Annotated in this window: 18 protein-coding genes and 1 tRNA gene; 11 read left to right on the forward strand and 8 right to left on the reverse strand. The window is 61.2% G+C overall.

Going from position 1 to position 20,614, the window contains the following annotated elements:
- Positions 1 to 23: 23 nt before the first annotated feature.
- The gene (tsaD, locus tag ACB032_RS20195) at positions 24 to 1,037 is read right to left on the reverse strand and encodes a tRNA (adenosine(37)-N6)-threonylcarbamoyltransferase complex transferase subunit TsaD (protein WP_371138631.1); all 1,014 of its coding nucleotides are present in this window, start codon (positions 1,035 to 1,037) and stop codon (positions 24 to 26) included.
- A 179-nt stretch (positions 1,038 to 1,216) separates the two neighbouring features.
- Here tsaD and rpsU point away from each other — a divergent pair, with 179 nt between their 5' ends.
- The 5 genes from rpsU to ACB032_RS20220 all read left to right on the forward strand — a co-directional run bounded on the left by rpsU (position 1,217) and on the right by ACB032_RS20220 (position 6,118).
- Positions 1,217 to 1,432 carry a 30S ribosomal protein S21 gene (gene rpsU, locus ACB032_RS20200; RefSeq protein ID WP_005309452.1) on the forward strand — a complete coding sequence of 72 codons (216 nt, stop codon included), beginning with the start codon at positions 1,217 to 1,219 and terminating at the stop codon, positions 1,430 to 1,432.
- A gap of 15 nt (positions 1,433 to 1,447) precedes the next feature.
- Positions 1,448 to 1,891, forward strand: coding sequence for a GatB/YqeY domain-containing protein (locus ACB032_RS20205; RefSeq protein WP_016349543.1), 444 nt, complete (start codon positions 1,448 to 1,450; stop codon positions 1,889 to 1,891).
- Between the two features lie 88 nt (positions 1,892 to 1,979).
- Positions 1,980 to 3,767, forward strand: a complete 1,788-nt coding sequence (dnaG, locus tag ACB032_RS20210) for a DNA primase (RefSeq protein WP_024946181.1) — start codon at positions 1,980 to 1,982, stop codon at positions 3,765 to 3,767.
- Positions 3,768 to 3,950: 183 nt separating this feature from the next.
- Positions 3,951 to 5,846 (forward strand): RNA polymerase sigma factor RpoD, encoded by a 1,896-nt coding sequence (gene rpoD / locus ACB032_RS20215; RefSeq protein ID WP_263642045.1) that lies wholly within the window; start codon positions 3,951 to 3,953, stop codon positions 5,844 to 5,846.
- Positions 5,847 to 6,041: 195 nt separating this feature from the next.
- Positions 6,042 to 6,118 (forward strand) — tRNA-Ile (locus ACB032_RS20220).
- A 445-nt stretch (positions 6,119 to 6,563) separates the two neighbouring features.
- Here ACB032_RS20220 and ACB032_RS20225 read toward each other — a convergent pair.
- From ACB032_RS20225 to purH, 5 genes are all read right to left on the reverse strand, one after another.
- Positions 6,564 to 9,140, reverse strand: coding sequence for an alpha amylase C-terminal domain-containing protein (locus tag ACB032_RS20225; RefSeq protein WP_371138632.1), 2,577 nt, complete (start codon positions 9,138 to 9,140; stop codon positions 6,564 to 6,566).
- Between the two features lie 274 nt (positions 9,141 to 9,414).
- Positions 9,415 to 9,969, reverse strand: a complete 555-nt coding sequence (locus tag ACB032_RS20230; protein WP_029302376.1) for a cytochrome b/b6 domain-containing protein — start codon at positions 9,967 to 9,969, stop codon at positions 9,415 to 9,417.
- Positions 9,950 to 10,324, reverse strand: a complete 375-nt coding sequence (locus ACB032_RS20235; RefSeq protein ID WP_011704785.1) for a cytochrome b562 — start codon at positions 10,322 to 10,324, stop codon at positions 9,950 to 9,952. Before ACB032_RS20235 ends, ACB032_RS20230 begins: the two co-directional genes overlap by 20 nt.
- A 263-nt stretch (positions 10,325 to 10,587) precedes the next feature.
- Positions 10,588 to 11,877, reverse strand: a complete 1,290-nt coding sequence (gene purD, locus ACB032_RS20240) for a phosphoribosylamine--glycine ligase (RefSeq protein WP_011704786.1) — start codon at positions 11,875 to 11,877, stop codon at positions 10,588 to 10,590.
- Between the two features lie 110 nt (positions 11,878 to 11,987).
- Positions 11,988 to 13,580, reverse strand: coding sequence for a bifunctional phosphoribosylaminoimidazolecarboxamide formyltransferase/IMP cyclohydrolase (gene purH, locus ACB032_RS20245; protein WP_371138633.1), 1,593 nt, complete (start codon positions 13,578 to 13,580; stop codon positions 11,988 to 11,990).
- A 408-nt stretch (positions 13,581 to 13,988) separates the two neighbouring features.
- On the opposite strand from purH, the gene zntR reads away from it, so the two are divergent.
- The 3 genes from zntR to ACB032_RS20260 all read left to right on the forward strand — a co-directional run bounded on the left by zntR (position 13,989) and on the right by ACB032_RS20260 (position 15,299).
- Positions 13,989 to 14,426, forward strand: coding sequence for a Zn(2+)-responsive transcriptional regulator (gene zntR, locus ACB032_RS20250; protein WP_005309469.1), 438 nt, complete (start codon positions 13,989 to 13,991; stop codon positions 14,424 to 14,426).
- Positions 14,416 to 14,952 carry a dihydrofolate reductase family protein gene (locus ACB032_RS20255; RefSeq protein ID WP_371138634.1) on the forward strand — a complete coding sequence of 179 codons (537 nt, stop codon included), beginning with the start codon at positions 14,416 to 14,418 and terminating at the stop codon, positions 14,950 to 14,952. The genes zntR and ACB032_RS20255 overlap by 11 nt, the downstream gene beginning before the upstream one ends.
- 128 nt (positions 14,953 to 15,080) lie before the next feature.
- A complete protein-coding gene (locus ACB032_RS20260; protein ID WP_044799252.1) occupies positions 15,081 to 15,299 on the forward strand; it encodes an alternative ribosome-rescue factor A in 219 nt (72 codons plus the stop codon).
- 254 nt (positions 15,300 to 15,553) lie between these two features.
- Here the strand turns inward: ACB032_RS20260 and hemW are convergent, their stop codons facing one another.
- Together hemW and rdgB are read right to left on the reverse strand one after the other, a co-directional pair.
- Positions 15,554 to 16,699: a radical SAM family heme chaperone HemW gene (gene hemW / locus ACB032_RS20265; RefSeq protein WP_371138635.1), complete on the reverse strand. Its 1,146-nt coding sequence runs from the start codon at positions 16,697 to 16,699 to the stop codon at positions 15,554 to 15,556.
- A gap of 133 nt (positions 16,700 to 16,832) precedes the next feature.
- Entirely contained in the window at positions 16,833 to 17,429 is a 597-nt protein-coding gene (gene rdgB, locus ACB032_RS20270) for an RdgB/HAM1 family non-canonical purine NTP pyrophosphatase (RefSeq protein ID WP_021470186.1), read from the reverse strand.
- A gap of 222 nt (positions 17,430 to 17,651) precedes the next feature.
- Here rdgB and ACB032_RS20275 point away from each other — a divergent pair, with 222 nt between their 5' ends.
- From ACB032_RS20275 to ACB032_RS20285, 3 genes are all read left to right on the forward strand, one after another.
- On the forward strand, positions 17,652 to 18,815 hold the full coding sequence (locus ACB032_RS20275; protein WP_371138636.1) for a multidrug effflux MFS transporter: 1,164 nt from the start codon (positions 17,652 to 17,654) through the stop codon (positions 18,813 to 18,815).
- A gap of 108 nt (positions 18,816 to 18,923) precedes the next feature.
- Positions 18,924 to 19,973: an oxidoreductase gene (locus tag ACB032_RS20280; protein WP_323939099.1), complete on the forward strand. Its 1,050-nt coding sequence runs from the start codon at positions 18,924 to 18,926 to the stop codon at positions 19,971 to 19,973.
- Positions 19,974 to 20,282: 309 nt separating this feature from the next.
- The gene (locus ACB032_RS20285) at positions 20,283 to 20,528 is read left to right on the forward strand and encodes a hypothetical protein (protein WP_005309486.1); all 246 of its coding nucleotides are present in this window, start codon (positions 20,283 to 20,285) and stop codon (positions 20,526 to 20,528) included.
- The last annotated feature ends 86 nt before the right edge of the window (positions 20,529 to 20,614 follow it).

Raw genomic sequence — 20,614 nt, forward strand, 5'->3', positions numbered from 1 at the left:
TCATGCTGGCAGGATCCGCTGGATCAAACCGGATCCAGGGTATCCAGCGGCCAGCGCGGCACTGCCTTGACCGCCAGTGGCTCGAATACCCCGGCTTTCAGGCGCTGCATGCCGGCATAGGCGATCATGGCGCCATTGTCGGTGCAATATTCGGTACGCGGGTAGAACACTTCCCCCTTGAGGCTCTCCATCAGCTCGGCCAGCTGGGCGCGCAGGTGACGGTTGGCGCTGACGCCGCCCGCTACCACCAGGCGATTGAGGCCGGTCTCCTTCAAGGCACGGCGACACTTGATGGCCAGGGTGTCGACCACCGCGTCTTCAAACGCTCGGGCGATATCGGCACGGGTCTGTTCATCATCACCGTTGGCTGCGATGGTATTGGCAGCGAAGGTCTTGAGACCGGAGAAGCTCATGTCGAGCCCGGGGCGGTCGGTCATGGGACGCGGGAAGGTGAAGCGCCCAGCGGTGCCCTTCTCCGCCAGCCGGGAGAGCAGCGGGCCACCTGGGTAATCCAGTCCCATCAGCTTGGCCGTCTTGTCAAACGCCTCGCCTGCAGCATCATCGATCGACTCGCCCAGCAGCTGGTAGCTGCCGATGCCATCAACCCGAACCAGCATGGAGTGACCGCCGGAGACCAGCAGCGCCACGAAGGGAAATTCGGGGGCTCGCTCTTCCAGCATGGGCGCCAGCAGGTGGCCTTCCATGTGGTGCACGGCAATGGCTGGTTTGTTCCAGGCCATCGCCAGCGAGCGGCCTATGGTGGCCCCCACCAGAATGGCGCCAACCAGGCCCGGACCTGCGGTGTAGGCGATGCCGTCGATGTCGTCCTTGCCCAGTCCCGCTTCTCGCAACGCGGCCTGGATCAAGGGGATCGTCTTGCGGACGTGATCCCGGCTGGCCAGCTCGGGAACGACGCCGCCGTAGTCCGCATGCAGCTTGACCTGGCTATACAACTGGTGGGAAAGGATCCCTTTTTGATCGTCGAAGATCGCGATCCCGGTTTCGTCACAGGATGTCTCTATGCCCAATACACGCATTGCTAAAAAATTTCACTGCTAAAATGAGACGGCTATGGTAACCTTCGCGGGTTTTTTAAACCAGAGCGATCTCTGCGGGTTTACTTTCATTCCCTGTCCAGAGTATAATTTCGCACCATTTTAAGACATGCTGATCGATTGAAGGTCAGCTAACAATTTATCACTGAGGTGAAAGGCACATGCCAGTAATCAAAGTCCGTGAAAATGAGCCGTTTGACGTTGCTCTGCGTCGCTTCAAGCGTTCTTGCGAAAAAGCCGGTATCCTGTCCGAAGTTCGTAGCCGTGAGTTCTACGAGAAGCCGACTACCATTCGCAAGCGTGCCAAAGCGTCTGCCGTTAAGCGTCACGCCAAGAAGCTGTCCCGCGAAAACGCACGTCGTATCCGCCTGTACTAATCAAGGGTTCATGCCGTGTCGCTGAAGGATCAACTCAAGGATCAACAAAAACTCGCCATGCTTGCCAAAGACAAGGCTCGCTTGGGAGCGATCCGTTTGTTGATGGCTGAAATCAAGCAACGTGAAGTTGATACCCGTGTCGAGCTCAATGATCAGGATATCCTCGCTGTGGTGACCAAAATGGTCAAACAGCGTCGTGATTCCATCAGTCAATTCGAAGCTGCCGGTCGCCAGGATCTTGCCGACAAAGAGTCCGCAGAGATCGTTGTGTTGCAGGAGTTCCTGCCGCAACAGCTGACCGCAGCCGAAATTGCCGCACTGATTGAGCAAGCCATCGCTGAAAGTGGTGCTGCCGTCATGGCTGACATGGGCAAAGTCATGGCTGTCTTGAAGCCGAAAATTCAGGGGCGTGCCGATGTCGGCGCAGTCAGTGCTCAGGTGAAAACCCGCTTGGCGTAACAGGCAACTCTCTTGTTTGGTCAAAGAAGCCGTGCTTCCCTGGGAATGCGCGGCTTTTTTATTTTCTATGCAATGAAACAGGACGGTTATGGCAGGCAGGATCCCACAATCCTTCATCGATGATCTGCTCGTACGCACCGATATCGTCGAGTTGATCGACTCGCGGGTGCGGCTGAAGAAAGCCGGTAAGAACTACCAGGCTTGCTGCCCTTTTCATAACGAAAAAAGCCCCTCTTTTACTGTCAGTCAGGAGAAGCAGTTCTATCACTGCTTCGGCTGCGGCGCTCACGGCAATGCCATCGGCTTTGTCATGGAGTATGACGGGCTCGAATTTCCCGATGCCATTGAGGAACTTGCCAGCCTGCATGGCATGCAGGTTCCCCGTGAGCAGACAGCAGGTGGGGCCAGCAGCAGCCAACCTGCGGTCAGCAAGGATCTGTTCGAGCTGATGAACCAGATTGCCCGCTTCTACGAGAGCAATCTCAAGAACGCGCCGCAGGCGGTGGAATACCTGAAGGGGCGCGGTCTGACTGGTGAAGTGGTCAAGCGCTTCAACATCGGGTATGCCCCTGCCGATTGGGATCAGGTGCGTCGGCGCTTTGGCGCCAGCCGGGAGCACGAGCAGTTGCTCATCTCGGGCGGCATGCTGATCACTCGTGACAGCGGACCCGGCAGCTATGATCGCTTTCGCGATCGCATCATGTTCCCGATCCGTGACAAGCGTGGCCGGGTCATCGGGTTCGGTGGCCGGGTGCTGGGGGAGGGGACGCCCAAATACCTGAACTCGCCGGAAACACCCATCTTCCACAAGGGACGGGAGTTGTTCGGCCTGTACGAGGTCAAGCAGGCACACAAGGATCCGCGCCGGATCCTGGTGGTGGAAGGCTATATGGATGTGGTGGCGCTCGGCCAGTACGACATCGATTATGCGGTGGCGGCACTGGGTACCGCGACCACCAGCGACCATATCCATACCCTGTTTCGCACCACGGCCGAGGTCGTCTGCTGCTACGACGGCGACAACGCCGGTCGGGAAGCGGCCTGGCGGGCGCTGGACAATGCGCTTTCCCATCTGCAGGACGGCCGTGAACTCAAGTTCGTGTTTTTGCCGGATGGGGAGGATCCCGACTCGCTGGTGCGCCAGATCGGCAAGGAGGGATTTGAAGCTCTGCTCGACCAGGCCCAGCCGTTCGCTGACTTCATGTTTGAACGCCTCGGACGCGATGCGGCACTTTCCGGTGAGGCGGGCAAGTTCGAAGTGGCCAACAAGGCCGCCGAGCTGATCCGGCGAGTCCCGGAAGGTTTCACGCGCGAGGGATTGATCACCCGCCTTTCCAGCATGATGCGCTGGGGCGAGAACAAGCAGCGGATCGCCGAACTGTTTGCCCGCAACAGTCAGCCGAAGGCCGAGGTCAACAAACCCAAGGCGGCCAAGCTGACGCCGCTGCGCCGGGCATTGGCACTGATGGTGCAGTATCCGGCGATCACGGCCGAGCTGCCGGCCATGCCTGAACTGGCTGGACTGCGCCTGCAGGGCATCCGATTCTTGCTGCAGTTGCATCAACAGATCCTGACTCAGCCCGGGGTCACGACGGGCATCCTGCTGGAGCACTGGCGTGGCACCAAAGAGGGAGAGATCCTGGCGCAACTGGCAATGCACGATCTATTTGAAGAGGTAAAACTCGACCAGGAGCCGGATATTCTGGGAGAATTGCAGGATACTTTCGTCGGTTTCATCAACCTGTTCCTGAAGCAGCGCATCGAGGAATTGCAGGCCAAGGTGGCGCAGGAAGGGCTAAGCTCTGAGGAAACTCAAGAGCTGATGATGCTGATCAGAGAGGTGCAAATTGAGAAAAGAAATGAGAGTGGGGCTTGATATTTGAGTGATTAACCCCAATATGAATACCGTTGCCCGAATCGACGGGATTAAAAGCAAACATTTTATAACCGCCTGGCCCCGACAATACTGCGGGCAGGGGTTTCTCATGACCGACGCCGCAACCAGACATAGCATGTCTGGCGGTTTTCTATTAGAATTGGCTATTTGCGCAGCAGCGCACTGTACGCGCAACCTAGCAACACCAACCGGATGAGTTCTATGGAGCAAACCCCGCAGTCTCAGCTTAAACTCCTCGTTGCCAAAGGTAAAGAACAGGGCTACCTGACCTATGCCGAGGTGAACGATCACCTCCCGCAAGACATTGTCGACTCTGACCAGATCGAAGACATCATCCAGATGATCAACGACATGGGCATTCAAGTGGTGGAAAACGCCCCGGATGCCGATGACCTTATCATGGCTGAAGGTGGTACCGCCGATGAGGACGCTGCCGAAGCAGCGGCCCAGGCACTGGCATCTGTTGAATCCGAGATTGGTCGTACGACCGATCCCGTCCGCATGTACATGCGGGAAATGGGTACCGTCGAACTGTTGACTCGCGAAGGCGAAATCGACATCGCCAAGCGCATCGAAGACGGTATCAACCAGGTACAAAGCTCCGTCGCCGAGTACCCGGAAGCGATTACCTATCTGCTTGAGCAATACGACAAATACGAAGCGGAACAGCTGCGTCTGTCCGACATCATTTCCGGCTTCATCGATCCCAACGAGACCGATGACGTCGCGCCGACCGCTACTCACATCGGCTCCGAGCTCAGCGAAGAAGATCTGGCTGACGAAGATGAAGACGAAGATGAAGACGAAGACGGTGATGGCGATGACTCCGACGATGATGGTGACGGTGGTCCGGATCCGGAAGTCGCTCGCGAGAAGTTTGGTGATCTGCGCGCCCAGTACGAAGTAACCCGTCTCTCCATTCAGCAGAATGGTCGTGCGCACGAAGATACTCAGGCTGCGATTGCTCAGCTGGCCGATGTATTCCGTCAATTCCGCCTGATGCCCAAGCAGTTCGATCGCCTGGTCAACAACATGCGCGAGATGATGGAGCGCGTCCGCGTGCAGGAACGCATCATCATGAAACTCTGCGTTGAGCAGGCCAAGATGCCGAAGAAGACCTTCGTTGCGGCCTTCACCAACAACGAGTGCGAAACTGCCTGGTTCGAATACCAGAAGCAGGCCGGCAAGGCCTGGTCACCGCGTCTGGTCGAGATGGACGAAGATGTGCTGCGCGCTATTGGCAAGCTGCAGCAGATCGAGGAAGAGACCGGTCTGTCCATCGCCCAGATCAAGGACATCAACCGTCGCATGAGCATCGGTGAGGCCAAGGCCCGCCGCGCCAAGAAAGAGATGGTCGAGGCCAACTTGCGTCTGGTTATCTCCATCGCCAAGAAGTACACCAACCGTGGCCTGCAGTTCCTGGATCTGATCCAGGAGGGCAACATCGGTCTGATGAAGGCGGTAGACAAGTTTGAATACCGTCGTGGCTACAAGTTCTCGACCTATGCGACCTGGTGGATCCGTCAGGCCATTACCCGCTCCATCGCGGATCAGGCCCGTACCATCCGTATCCCGGTACACATGATCGAGACCATCAACAAGCTCAACCGTATCTCCCGTCAGATGCTGCAGGAGATGGGTCGTGAACCGAACCCGGAAGAGCTGGCCATGCGCATGGGCATGCCGGAAGACAAGATCCGCAAGGTATTGAAGATCGCCAAAGAGCCCATCTCCATGGAGACGCCCATCGGTGATGATGAAGATTCCCACTTGGGCGACTTCATCGAAGATACCACCCTGGCTCTGCCAGCGGATGCCGCCACCAGCGAGAGCCTGCGCAACGCCACCCGCGAAGTGCTGGCTGGCCTGACCGCCCGCGAGGCCAAGGTACTGCGCATGCGCTTCGGTATCGACATGAACACTGACCACACCCTCGAGGAAGTGGGCAAGCAGTTCGACGTTACCCGTGAGCGTATTCGTCAGATCGAAGCCAAGGCGCTGCGCAAGCTGCGCCACCCGAGCCGCTCCGAAGTACTGCGCAGCTTCCTGGACGAGTAATCCCGGGCGGGTCCAACCCGTAACCGCTGTCAAAAAGCCCCGCCATGCGGGGCTTTGTTTTATCCGTGGCGACGGGGGCGTGAAGATGAGTCACGGAACCGCTTGAATATGGATGAAATCTCGCCAAGTGGTTGATATGCCTATGGACGGGGTATCCGCCATCCCCTATAATCCACGCCGCAAACCAGTATCAATGGCCCCTTAGCTCAGTTGGTCAGAGCAGTCGACTCATAATCGATTGGTCGTGGGTTCAAGTCCCCCAGGGGCCACCATTTTCAGACAAAGCCGCTCTCTTGAGCGGCTTTGTCGTTTCTGCCGTTCACCGGCGCCGGCCCTCAGGCATGCGCTCCATAGTACGGTCTATAGAGCAGCACAAACAGCCAGAACTGGGCAAGGTTTCGCGCAGTGAGGCATCGCAGAGCCTTGCTGTGGCGGCCTTCTGAACGAGGAAGGGATAGCCTTAGCCTCTCGTCCGAGCCTGCCGGGCAGGTTGGTCATGTGATCATGCTGTTCGGCTTGTGCGCGATGGGCTGCTCGCGCCTTTTCTTGGCGTTGAGGGATGGCATGGTTTGGGATGTGCCTGAACATGGTGCCAGGTCATCAGCCTGCTGAACGGCCGGTTGGACGCGGTGGCATGACGCCATAAAAAAGGCCTCCCGCCGATGGTGGGAGGCCTGGTTCAGTGCTTCAGGGTCTGGTGACCGAGCGTATGGAGTCTTACTGGGCGTTCAGACTATAAGCCAGCGTCTGGTCGTTGAAGCGGACCACATAGACACCGACCAGTGCCGTGGTGATGTCGGCGCCGGCCAGCTCGGCGACACCGTCCCTGTTGGTGTCGCCATAGTTCTGGGTCCAGTCGCCCTTGACGTCGAACTTGAAGCGCTGACCGCCGTTGCCATCGCCGCTACCGGTGAAGGTGACGCTGGCCTGCCAGAGGTGATCGCCTACCAGCGACATGGGGGTGGAGCCCCAGTTGTTGGCGGTGCCGCGAATGTTGAGGCTGGCGAAGTTCTTCGTGTAGCCGACGCTGACCGGGGTCAGGCTGTATTGCAGGGTCTGATCGTTGAAGCGCACCCGATACTGGCCGGTGACCGAGGTGAGGATGTCACTGCCGGCCAGTTCGGCCACCCCATCCTTGTTGGTGTCACCATAGTTCTTGCTCCAGTCCCCCTTGACGTCGAACTTGAAGCGCTGGTTTGCCTGACCATCGAAGGTGACCAGAGCCTCCCACTGATTGTCGGCGACCAGTGTCATGGCAAGGGAGCCCCAGGCATTGGGAGTACCGCGGAAATTCAGGGTGGGCAGCACGCTGGCGTAGGTGCCGTTGTCGTCGATGACGGTCACGGTAGCGCTGGCACTGGCGGTCAACCCTTCTGCATCGGTCACGGTGACCGTCACGGTATGGGTGCCCGGGGTATCGAACCGGACCGTCTCCGTGGCGGCGGTGCCACCGCTGGACCAGCTGTAGCTCACCACGCCCCCGTCGTCGCGGGAGGCGGAGGCATCGAACACCACGCTCTCACCCGCCTTGACGCTGAGGGTCTTGGGAGAGAGGGCGGCCACCGGCGCCTGGTTGCTGGTGAGGGGGGTGACCGTGTAACGCAGATCGCTTTCGTTCAGGGTGATGCGGTAGCTGCCCGCCCCGCTGACCAAGATATCCTTGCTGCTGCCCTTGTCGGCGATGCCATCCCCTTCGTTGTCGCCGTAGTTTTCGGCCCAGTTGCCGAAGACGTCGAACTTGAAGCGCTGGGCGCCGGTGGCATCACCGTTGCCGGTCAGGGTGAGGGTGGCTGACCAGACACGGTTGGCATCGACGGTCATGGGGGTATTGCCCCAGGCGTTGTGGGTACCGCGCAGGTTCATGCTGCTGAACTTGGTGCCCGGCAGGGCGGAGCCACCGCAGGGGCTGGCCTTGGTGCAACCGGCGATGATGGCGGCCGCCTTCATGCCGGGCACGTTCAGGCTGGCCTTGCCACTGCCATCGACGGTGACATAGCCGCCGCTGCAGTAGTCGTTGCCGCCCAGCAGGTTGCAGTACTCGCCGGCCGGCAGCGCGGTCTGCAGCGAGGCTACCAGGCTGCCGCTCTCGTTGTTGATGGCGACGAAGCCCTTGTCACCACGGCCGAAAGCGATCTGGTTGTTGCCGTTGTCCCACCAGTTGCTGACCGGCTGGCCTTCGGTCCGGTTGTGGAACAGGGCCATGTTCATGATGGTCGGCCGGCGCTGCTCGCAGTTCCACTGGCTGTCCGTGCAGGGTGTGCTGCCCGGCGCCCCCTTGTCGGTTTCATAGGTGCTCATGTTTTCGAAGCGATAGCCCGACATCACCTGCTTCCAGCCATAGGGCCAAGCCAGCATGAAGGTGTTGGCCAGATCGTAGCGAGCGCCGCTCATGAAGGTGAGCATGCCACCCCCACCGTGGCCGCGTTCGCGGTCGTGGTTGACCACGAAGACGAAGGCCTTGTTGGAGGGGAGCAGGCCCCAGCTCTCGCCCAGCGTCTTGAGGTTCTTGATCTGGCCGTTGAAGTTGGCGGCGAGATCGGTGCCGTATTTGAAGTCGGTGACAGTATCGATGTAGGTGTAGCGCCCGGGCTGGATGTCGGGAGACTCCCCGCCTGCGCCGATCACCTCCAGGTAGGCCTTGGGGTTGCCCGCCTTGTCGAGGATGGCCTTCACCTCGGTCGGGGCCATGTGCTTGGCCGCATCGATACGAAAGCCTGCCACACCCCAGCCGAGCAGGGTCTTCATGTAGGTGGCGATCTGATCCTGCACGTAGGGAGAGCCGGTATTGAGGTCCGGCATTCCGTAGAGGGCGCCGTTCCAGACGTTGTTGCTGTCGCCGTAGTTGGTGATGTCGCCGCTGTGGTGGAAGTCGTTGTAGCCGAACTGGGGATACTGGTACTGCCCCGCGTTGTAGCTGCCGCCACCGGTGGCGGTGCCTGAGCCAGATGCCAGCTGGTTGAAGACCGCGTCGGCATAGACCTTGACCCCGGCTGCGTTGCAGCGGGCGATCATGCTTCTGAGTTCCGCTTCGCTACCGCCGAAACTGTTGAAATTCTTGAAGCTGACGGGTTGATAGACGGTCCACCAGACCTGGCTGCCCTGCTTGTGCTCGGCCGGTGGGGTGATTTGGACTCCCCCGAATCCCTTTGGCCCGAGCACGGTTTCGCACTCGTTGGCGATATCGTTGAACTTCCATTGGAACAGGTGAACCATGACCCCTTCGGCGGTGGCAGTGTGGCTGAAAGAGCCGAGTGCCGCCGTCAGCAGGGCGGTTCGAAGCAGTGTGCTGTGCATGACGATTTTCCCTTCGATCTTGTTATTGACATATCACTGTCGTGTAGTCGAACGGACAACGAACAACCTCGTTCAGCTCAGTAGCATTCATGAAATTGAAGTGGTTGAAAATCGAACAGCCTGAATTAATTAAGAAATGTGAATGAAAATGCTTTCATGGCCCCTAGCGATGCAAGTGGCGAAAGAGAGGGCAAGAGCCGGGGACAGGCGGGTAGTGTGGGAGCAGGGGAGTGGCAGAGCAATGAACAGGGGCCCAGCAGGGCCCCATGAGTATTCAGGCGTCGGATTCCTGCGGCAAGGCCCGGGCCTTGTCACGGCGCCTTGGCAACATGCGTTTCACCAGATTGCTGCGCTGGCGCCAGGAGGTGAACAGGATGGCCAGCAGGTGCAGCGCTATCATGCCCTGCAGGGCCCAGGTACACCAGACGTGCCAGTCGTCCGCTCCCAGCTCGAACCCCATCTCGGTATTCTGGAACCAGCCGGTGCCGGCGGTGGCCAGGATCAGCAGCCAGAGTGTCCAGACCGCCAGCTTGCCGCTGCCGTGGTGACCGGGGGCCGGTGGCGTGCGCTCGCGCAGCTCCACCGCTTGCTGGCGAAAATCTGCCCGGCTTGGGATGAGGGCTCGCAACCGGGCATGGCCCTTGGCAAACGAGAGCCCCCACGCCAGGCGCAGGCTGATCAGGGCGATGGCCAGGTAACCCAGCCGTTCGTGCCACTCCTCACCCGCCTCGTTGAGCCAGAGGTTGCCGATACAGATGGCCGCCACACCCCAGTGGGTGAGGCGGACCAGACTATCCCAGTGGAAGGGATCAGCCTTTTTGCTTGGCATATTTGTGGTACTCCTTCTTCAGGTCGTTGACCTTGGCCAGGTGCTCGCGCGCCTTGGCTTCGTCACCCGCCTTGAGGGCTGCCAGGCTGGCATCCAGTTCGGTCTGTACTTCGTTCATGCCTTCCAGGAACTTCTCTTTCTTGGCAGCCGGCATGTTCTTCTGCTTGGCGATGTCGAACTGCGCCTTCATCTCGTTGATGTATTTTTCCATGGTGGCGGCATCGTCAGCCTTGACCGCCTGCTTGTAGTTGAAGCCGATCTTCTTCATCGGCTGTTCCAGCTCACCGGCCATGGCGGGCAGGGTCATCAGGCCAAACATCAGGGGCAGCAGCAGGGGGCGAACAGTTTTCAACATGGGATTTCCTTATTTAAACGACATGCTTATCGATTCTATATGGCTTCTTATGAACCCTTGTTTGGATTCATCACAGGCATGATGCCATGACAGTGCGTGAACTGTTTGTGAATATTGCTGTTTTTTGTCACAAAGGGTAACAGGGAAGGGGGAGATGTAAGGGAGTTGCTCAGTCAAGCGAACCAGGCCATTCGGGCCATCTGCCGGCTGCGTGACCGCGAGATAACACCAGATGAAGAGAGGGCCCTTGCGGGCCCTGTTGATTACTGCTGCTGTTCACGCTCGATGGCGCGCCAGCCGATGTCGTGGCGGTAGAAGACGCCGTCCCACTTGATGCGACCCGCCAGCTGATAGGCCCGCTTTTGCGCCTCGGCCACGCTGTGACCGAGGGCAGTGGCGCACAGCACGCGGCCACCGGCGGTCACCACGGTATCGCCTTCCAGCTGCGAGCCGGCGTGGAATACCTTCTCGCCGCTCGCCTCTTCCACCGGCAGGCCGCTGATGGGCTTGCCCTGCTGGTAGTCGCCGGGGTAGCCGCCCGCCGCCAGCACCACGCCGATGGCGACGCGGGGGTCATAGATGGCTTCGACCTGATCCAGCTTGCCGGCGCAGGCCGCCAGGCAGAGCTCCACCAGATCGGAGCGCATGCGCAGCATGATGGGTTGGGTCTCGGGATCGCCAAAGCGGCAGTTGAACTCGATTACCTTGGGGTTGCCCTGGCCGTCGATCATCAGACCGGCGTAGAGGAAACCGGTGTAGACGTTGCCCTCGGCCGCCATGCCGCGCACGGTCGGCATGATCACCTGCTCCATCACCTTGCGGTGCACGTCGGCCGTGACCACGGGAGCGGGGGAGTAGGCGCCCATGCCGCCGGTGTTGAGGCCGGTATCGCCATCACCCACCCGCTTGTGATCCTGGCTGGTAGCCATCGGCAGCACATGCTCGCCGTCCACCATGACGATGAAGCTCGCCTCTTCCCCGTCCAGGAACTCCTCGATCACCACCCGGGCCCCGGCGTCGCCAAAGGCGTTGCCGGAGAGCATGTCGCGTACCGCCTCTTCCGCCTCGCTCAGGGTCATGGCAACGATGACCCCCTTGCCGGCGGCCAGGCCGTCAGCCTTGATGACGATGGGAGCGCCCTTCTCGCGCAGGTAGGCCAGCGCCGGCTCCACCTCGGTGAAGTTCTGGTACTCGGCAGTCGGGATGGCGTGGCGGGCCAGAAAGTCCTTGGCAAACGCCTTGGAGCCTTCCAGCTGGGCGGCGGCGGCGGTCGGGCCGAAGATGGCCAGCCCCTCGGCGCGGAACGCATCGACCACCCCTTTCACCAGCGGTGCTTCCGGCCCGACGATGGTCAGACCGATGCGCTGCTCCTTGGCAAACGCCAGCAGGGCCGGGATGTCGGTGGCGGAGATGGCCACGTTCTCGATGCTCCCTTCATGGGCGGTGCCGGCATTGCCGGGGGCGACGAAGACCCGGGTCACCAGGGGGGATTGCTTGGCCTTCCAGGCCAGGGCGTGTTCACGGCCGCCGTTGCCAATGATCAGTACTTTCATCGTATCGCTCGCTTCTATTCGGGGTCACGGGCGGGCCAAAAGCCTGCGCCGGTGAAAATAGCCAGGTGAAAAGAGACAACAAAAGGGCCGCCGACGGCGGCCCTGATCCATCAGTGACGGAAGTGGCGCATGTTGGTGAACAGCATGCACATGCCGTGTTCGTCGGCGGCGTCGATCACCTCCTGATCGCGCATCGAGCCACCGGGCTGGATGACGCAGGAGATGCCGGCTGCCGCGGCGGCGTCGATGCCGTCGCGGAACGGGAAGAAGGCATCGGAGGCCATGACGGAGCCCGCCACGGTCAGCCCTTCATCCTCGGCCTTGATGCCGGCGATCTTGGCCGAGTAGACGCGGCTCATCTGGCCGGCGCCGACGCCGATGGTCTGGCCGTCTTTGGCATAGACGATGGCGTTGGATTTGACGAACTTGGCCACCTTCCAGCAGAACAGCAGGTCGTTCAGTTCGGCCTCGGTGGGCTGACGCTTGCTGACCACGGTTAAATCCCCGAGCGTCACCATGCCAAGGTCGCGCTCCTGCACCAGCAGGCCGCCGTTGACGCGCTTGAAGTCAAAGCCTTGTGCCGGCGCGGTCCACTGACCGCACTCGAGCAGTCGCACGTTCTGCTTGGCGGCGACCGCATCGCGGGCCGCCTGGCTGACGGTGGGGGCGATGATCACCTCGACGAACTGGCGCTCGACGATGGCCTTGGCGGTGGCGCCATCCAGTTCACGGTTGAAGGCGATGATGCCGCCAAACGCGGAGGTGGGGTCGGTCTGCCAGGCGCGCTCGTAGGCGCTCAGCAGATCGCTGCCGATGGCCACGCCGCACGGATTGGCGTGCTTGACGATGACGCAGGCCGGCTGGTCGAACTCTTTGACGCACTCCAGCGCCGCGTCGGTGTCGGCGATGTTGTTGTAGGAGAGGGCCTTGCCCTGCAGCTGGGTGGCGCTCGCCACCGAGCCCGGTGCGGCCTGCTCCTCGGCATAGAAGGCGGCGGCCTGGTGGCTGTTCTCGCCGTAGCGCATGTCCTGCTTCTTGATGAACTGGCTGTTGAAGGTGCGCGGGAAGCGGGACTCCTCGTCACCCTCCTTGTTGTCACCGTAGGAGGGAACCATGGTGCCGAAGTAGTTGGCGATCATGCCGTCGTAGGCAGCGGTGTGTTCGAAGGCGGCAATGGCCAGATCGAAACGGGTCGCCAGTTTCAGGCTGTTGCCGTTGCCATCCATCTCGCGGATGACGCGGTCATAGTCGGTGGCCTTGACCACGATGGCCACATCTTTGTGGTTCTTGGCGGCGGAGCGAACCATGGTCGGGCCGCCGATGTCGATGTTCTCGACCGCATCGGCCAGGGTACAACCTGGCTTGGCGACGGTGGCGGCGAAGGGATAAAGGTTGACCACGACCATGTCGATGGGGGAGATAGCGTGCTGGGCCATGATGGCGTCGTCTTGCTCGCGCCGGCCGAGAATGCCGCCGTGGACCTTGGGATGCAGGGTCTTGACCCGGCCGTCCATCATCTCGGGGAATCCGGTGTAGTCGGAGACCTCGGTCACCGGCAGACCCGCCTCGGCCAGCAGCTTGGCAGTACCACCGGTGGAGAGCAGGGCCACGCCGCGCTCGTTGAGTGCCTTGGCAAATTCCACGATGCCAGTCTTGTCAGACACACTCAGCAGTGCACGGCGAATGGGTCGAGCTTGTTCCATCACACTATCGTCCTCAGCATAACGGGGACCGTTCCATGGGAGGCGAGGCTCAACACAGAGAGTCCCCAAATAAATGGAAGTGGGGGATTTCGCAAACCGCTCTCGCCTGAAACCTGCCGCCAGGCAAAAGCGTTTTAGGAAATACCCGCTTGACGCGTCGCTCTCTTGTGGGCGCGTATTCTACACAAAAAATGTGACCCGTGGTGGATTTTTTAAAGTGACAAAGCCTTGCCTGGCGCGGTGTTAAACGTTTTCTGGTGGTTTTTTGTGAAACGTTTGTCTTTTCAGTGTCTTGATGGCAAAAGGGTGGCCGCATCCTCTTTCCCGCTGCCGACTGGCAATCGTCCGGCAAAGGGGCGATAGTGGGTGCCGGTTGTGGTTCTTGACTCATTTGGGAGGGAGAAAGGCATGTATCGGATCGGGGAGCTGGCCAAGGCGTGCGGGGTGAAGGCGGATACTCTGCGCTTTTACGAGAAAAACGGTCTCATCTCGCCGGGCATTCGCAACGAGTCCGGCTATCGCCTCTATGGCGAGCAGGACAAGCGGCGGCTGGAGTTCATCATCCGCGCCAAGTCGGTGGGGTTCTCGCTGGCCGACATCGGCGAGCTGCTGGATCTCGACACCAACAAGGCCAAGGTCACCTGCCAGGAGGTGAAGGCGGTGGCCGACACCAAGCTCGAACAGGTGGAGCAGAAGATCGTCGAGCTGACCCGTTTTCGCGACAACCTGCGGGAGCTCTCCAACATCTGCTGCGGCGGCCCGCGCTCGGCGGAGCACTGCGCCATCCTCGAGACGCTGGAGTCCGGGGCCCCCTCCCGCCATGAGCATCACGACCATGAGCACTGAGCTGCGTCGGCCCCGGGTATCCGCCTTTCTCGCCCTCTCTCTCGACGGCTTCATTGCCGGGGAGGGGGGCGATCTGGCCTGGCTTGAACCCTACAACGGCGACTCTCAGGATGAGACCGGCTACAGCGCGCTGATGGCCAGTACAGACACCCTGCTGATGGGGCGCAACAGCTACGACACTGTGCTCGGCTTTCCCGAGTGGTTTTATGGCGACAAGCCGGTGGTGGTATTGACCCACAGACCCGCCGCTCCCCGTGAGCATGTCTCTTTTCGGCAGGGGGCGCTGGCGCAGGTGCTGGACGAGCTGTGGCAGGCGGGCAGCCGCCATCTTTATCTGGATGGCGGCGAGCTGGTCAGGCAGGGGCTGCAGGCCGCGCTGGTGGACGAGCTGATCCTGTTCTGGGTGCCGGTCACCCTGGGGCGTGGGGTGCCGCTCTTTGCTGGATCCCTGCCCGGCGTGCTGAGGCCTGTGTCCAGTACCGTGCTGCCAAGCGGGCTGGTGCGGGTCGTCTATCAACCGGCCTGAGGAGCCCGCCGACACTCTTGCAGGCGGGCCGGGAGAGGTGCACAATCGGCACGTTTTTTCGCCGCCTGCCCCGGATCTGTGGTGGCTGGGGCGATGGGCAAACACGACAATCCCATCAAGGAGCCGATATGGCCAAGAAGAAGGTGACCCGGGTCACCACCGAGCCCGCCTGTGAACATCTGCGCGGCATCATTCAGGACAACCACCTCAAGGCACTGGTGACCTCCCCCCTGTTCCAGGCCCGGGTCGAACCGAGCAAGAAAGGCAAGGGCAGTTATCAGCGCAAGGCCAAGCACGGCAAGCGGTGGGAGCCCGGCCAACAGCAGATGGTACGCGTCTGCTGCTGAGCGGGTTTCTGCTTTGGCACCTGTCCACGATCTTGCTGCGAGGCCGTGATCAAGGCTCATGTGCTGCTCGCAATCCTCATGTGTACTTACACACTCCGGTTCCTGCGCTGCTCTTCACCTTGCTGACAGCCTCTCGTGACAGACCGTGAACTGGTTCTTGGAACCAAAACAATCAGGGCGCCAATGGCGCCCTGATTGTTTTTCTATTCGCTGGTGCTGATTCACCCTCTTGCCGCAAGAGAGTGAACCCGTATTCACTCGTCCATAAAGAGTTCGAGCAGCACGTTGAGATAGCGATGGCCGAGAGGGGTGAGCTGCCAGCTGTCGCCGAGATCCTCGATTAGCTCCTTGCTCTGGGCGATGTCCAGCACCGTCTCCACCCGCTCCAGCGGCAGACCGGTGTAGGCCTCGAACTCCGTCTTGGGGGCCGGTTCAAACAATCTGAACCGGTTCATGAAGTACTCGAGCGGCAGATCGTCCGCGCTCACCTGCCACTGCTCGTCCAGATAGGGGCGGCTCGGGTCCAGATAACCTTTCGGGTGCTTCACCTTGGCGGTGCGCAGGATCTGCTGGTTGGCTACATCCGTCACCTTGCCGTGGGCGCCGCAGCCGATCCCCAGATAGTCGCCGAAGCGCCAGTAGTTGAGGTTGTGGCGGCACTGGTAGCCTGCCTTGGCATAGGCCGAGATCTCGTATTGCTGATAGCCCTGGGCGGTGAGCATGGCGTGGCCCTGCTCGTAGATGTCCCACAGAGTGTCATCTTCCGGCAGTTTGGGCGGCTTGGAGGCGAACGCCGTGTTCGGCTCTATGGTGAGCTGATACCAGGAGAGGTGCGGCGGCGCGCAGTCGATGGCCTGCTGCAGGTCGTAGAGGGCATCGTCCAGGCTCTGATCCGGCAGGCCGTGCATCAGATCCAGGTTGAAGGTGGGCAGTTTGATGGCGTGGGCCAGTTCGGCGGCCTTGCGCGCCTCCTCGGGGCCGTGGATGCGGCCGAGGCGGGTCAGCTTCTCCTGCTGGAAACTCTGCACCCCGATGGAGATGCGGTTGATGCCGGCCCGCTGGAAGCCGGCGAACTTGTCCGCCTCCACCGTGCCCGGGTTGGCCTCCATGGTGATCTCGCAGTCCGCCGTCAGGGGAATGCGTTCGCGCACCCCGTCCAGCAGCGCCTGCATGGCCTCCACGGAGAGCAGGCTCGGCGTGCCGCCGCCGATAAAGATGGAGGAGAGCGGGCGCCCCTGGGCCCAGTGCAGGTCTTGCTCCAGATCCTCCAGCAGGGCCGCCACATACTCGAGGTGGGGCAGCTCCCCCTTCTGGGCGTGGGAGTTGAAGTCGCAGTAGGGGCACTTCTGGACACACCAGGGCACGTGGATATAGAGGGAGAGGGGCGGCAGTTGCAGCATGGGGTTTCCAGTATTCAACAATCAAAAGGGGTCGGGTTGCCCTTGTCGTCGATGACAACGGGCCGGGGCGCCGCGAACGAAACGGGGGCCGACGGCCCCCATTGTAGATGACAACGCGGCGGGAGACAGCGCTTTAGTTGACCGCCGCCAGGGCCGCTTTCAGCTTGGCCAGCGCCTGACCGCGGTGGCTGAGCTGGTTCTTGAGCTCGGCCGGCATCTGGGCCGAGGTGCAGTCATGGTCGGGGACGAAGAACACAGGGTCATAGCCGAAGCCGTGCTGACCGCGCGGCTCGTCGATGATCATCCCTTCCCAGCTCGCCTGGCAGATGATGGGGGTGGGATCATCGGCGTGGCGCATGTAGACCAGCACGCACCAGAAGCGGGCGCTTTTGAGATACTCGGGGGCGCCTTTCAGCTCGCCCAGCAGTTTGTCGATGTTCTCCTTGTCGCTGGCACCCTCACCGGCAAAACGGGCGGAGTAGACGCCGGGGCGGCCGTGCAGCAGATCCACTTCCAGGCCTGAGTCGTCGGCAACCGCCGGCAGGCCGGTGACGCGGGCGGCATGGCGGGCCTTGATGATGGCATTCTCGACGAAGGTGGTGCCGGTCTCGTCGGCATCGGAGACCGCAAACTCGCTCTGTGGGATCACCTGGATCTTCATATCGGCCAGCATGGCGGCCAATTCTTTCACCTTTTTCTGGTTCCCTGTTGCCAGGACAAGCTTGTTCATCGAGCACCTCCACAAAAATAATCTGCGCATTCTATGCGGGGCTAGCGCCCAGGAAAAGCGCCAATTGCCCTGGATCACCCTCGCCGGGGTCATGGCAAGATGTGGATAAAATGAATGTTTCCTGAATGGAATAACAGAAGTGATTAAATACCATTTCAATTCATTACTGTGAGTCAGTAGACTCGCGCCCCAATCCATTTCCCCCATGCCACGAGGTGACTGATGCCATTGATTCTTCTGCTTGTCCTACTGGTGCTGTTCAGTCCGCTGGCCATCGACATCTACCTGCCCGCCATTCCGCAGATGGCTGAGCAGCTGGGCGCCGAGGTGACCCTGATGCAGGGCACCATTACCTGGTTCCTGTTCAGCATGGGACTGGGGCAACTGCTGGTAGGGCCGCTGGCCGACCGCTACGGCCGCAAGCCCATCGCCCTCGGCGGCGTGCTGCTCTACGGTCTGAGCGCCCTGGGTGCCGGCTTTGCCGCCAGCCTTGGCGAGCTGATGCTGGCGCGGGTGCTGCAGGGCCTCGGCGCCTGTGCAACCTCGGTGGCCGCCTTCTCGGTGGTGCGTGACAGCTACGGCCCCAAGAGGAGCGGTCAGATGATCTCCTACCTGAACGGTGCCATCTGCTTCATTCCGGCGCTGGCTCCCCTGCTCGGTGGCTGGCTCACCGCCAAGGCGGGCTGGTCGGCCAACTTCTGGTTTATGGCCGGTTATGCGGTCATCGTCGGCAGCTGGCTGCTGTGGCGGATGCCGGAAACCCGTCCGGAAGAGACCCGCAGCGGCGGCCCGCTCATCAGCTGGTCGCGCTACAGCCCGGTGCTGCGCTCCCCGAGCTTCCTGTTCAACGCGACGCTGTGCATGCTGGCGATGGCGGTGATCCTGGCCTATGTCACCGCGGCGCCGGTGCAACTGATGGTGAGGCTGGGGCTGGACATGAGCGGCTTCAGCTACTGGTTTGCGGCCAACGCGGCGCTCAACATCCTGGCCTGCTTCCTGGCGCCCCGTTTCATCGCCAGGGTGGGGCCAAGACGCACCCTGCGCATCGGCCTGCTGGTGCTGCTGCTCTCCGCCATCTCCCTGAGCCTGTCGATGCACATCGATCATCCGTTGGCCATGATGGGCCCGGTATTCCTCTCCAGCATCGGCTTTGCCATGATCCTGGGCTCTGCCGCCGGCATGGCGCTGGCACCATTCGGTCACTGCGCCGGTACCGCCGCCGCCCTGCTCGGCCTGTTCCAGATGAGCGGATCCGGTGCGCTGGTGGGCTTTATCGGCGCGCTGATGCACGACCCGCTGAACCAGCTGGCGCTGCACATGTGGCTGTTGCTGCCCCCGCTGGTGGTGCTGATGACCCGCCAGGGCCGGCGCTTGTGTTTGCAATAAATCCTGTGCTCTGATGGGCACACTCAGGGGGCCTTGGGCCCCCTTCTCTTTTGGCAGGCCAAAGGTTCGCCTGCATCTCATGACACAGCTACCCGTGGAGAAAACCGGATGAGCCACACAATCAATGCCGCCCTGGTGGGCTACGGCTTTGCAGGCCAAACCTTTCACGCCCCGTTTCTGACCAGCACGCCCGGGCTCTCCCTCGGCTGGGTGGTGAGCCGCGATGCCGCCAGGGTGCAGAGCGATCTGCCCGGCTGCCGGGTCGGTTCGCTGGCCGAGGTGCTGGCAGACCCTTCGGTCGATCTGGTGGTGATCGCCACTCCCAACGACACCCATGCCCCCATCGCCCGCGAGGCGCTGCTGGCCGGCAAGCACGTGGTGATCGACAAGCCGTTCGCCCTGGACCTGGCCGAGGCGCAGGCGCTGGTGGAGCTGGCGCAGAAGCAGCAGCGACTGCTCAGCATCTTCCACAACCGGCGCTGGGATGGTGACTTTCTCACCGTGCGCCGCCTGCTGGCGGAGGGGGCGCTGGGGCAAGTTGCCCAGTTTGAATCCCACTTCGACCGTTATCGCCCCGAGGTGCGTCAGCGCTGGCGCGAGGCGGGTGGCCCGGGCTCCGGCCTCTGGTTCGATCTGGGCCCCCACATCCTCGATCAGTCGCTCCAGCTGTTCGGTCAGCCGGACTGGCTGCAGGCGGATCTGGCCCAGCAGCGCCCCGGCGCGCTGGCAGATGACTACTTCCACGTGGTGCTCGGCTATGGCGAGATGCGGGTCGTGCTGCACGGCAGTTGCCTGGTGTCGGCCACCATGCCGCGTTTCGTCATCCACGGCAGCGAGGGCTCCTTCATCAAGTTCGGTATGGATGTGCAGGAGGAGCAGCTCAAGCTCGGCAAGCGGCCGCCGGCGGCAGACTGGGGAGTGGACAACGAACCCGGCCAGCTCAGCCGGATCCGCGATGGTCAGCTGCAGCAGCAGAGCGTGGCCGGCGAGGCGGGGGATTACGGCGCCTACTATCGCGGCGTCTGCGCCGCCATCCGCGGGGAGGGGGAGAACCCGGTGCCGGCCGGCGAGGCGCTGGCGGTGATGGCGTTGCTGGACATGGCCCGCGACAGCGCCCGCGAGGGGAAACGACTGGCTTGTCAGATCTTGTCTGACTGAGGCGCAGTCCGCGGGTGGTTGTCGGCACCATGCAATAGCCGTTTATTGCCAGCCATCACGGGGCCTGTGGCGTTTTATTGTACAAAACTGCGCCGTTTACAGTGTTTTGTATTAATGTTTGTCGCTGTAGTAGTTCTTTTCATCCAGCCAACGAGAAAATATCATTGTGATACTCGTTTTCATTGGGCGCGTATGGGGATATATTTCGCGCGCCTCTTGGCTCCCGGCATATGGTTTTTTCACCGGGTGAAAGGATGCACTGTGATGGTTGTACCGACCATCTCTCCATATTTTTCTGAGGGTATGCACATGAACAAAGTACTGGTAGCCGGTATCCTGGGTCTGATGTTGACCGCTTGTGGTCAGAAAGAAGAAGCCGCCGCACCGGCCGCTACTCCGGCCGCCGACGTTGCTGCAACTGTTGAGAAAGCCGCTAGCGAAGCCACCTCTACCGTAGAGAAGGCTGCTTCCGAAGCGACTGCAACCGTTGAGAAGGCTGCCGCTGACGTAGCCACCAAGGCAGAAGCCGCAGTGAGCGATGCCAAGGCCAACTAAGCCTGCACCTCATCTGAAAAAACGGGCCCGAAGGTGACTTCGGGCCCGTTTTTTATGTCCGCTCTGGTCAGCTTCCCGCCTTGGGC

The organism is Aeromonas sp. S5(2024), from assembly GCF_041403025.1.
GTDB classification, from domain to species: Bacteria; Pseudomonadota; Gammaproteobacteria; order Enterobacterales; family Aeromonadaceae; genus Aeromonas; species Aeromonas hydrophila.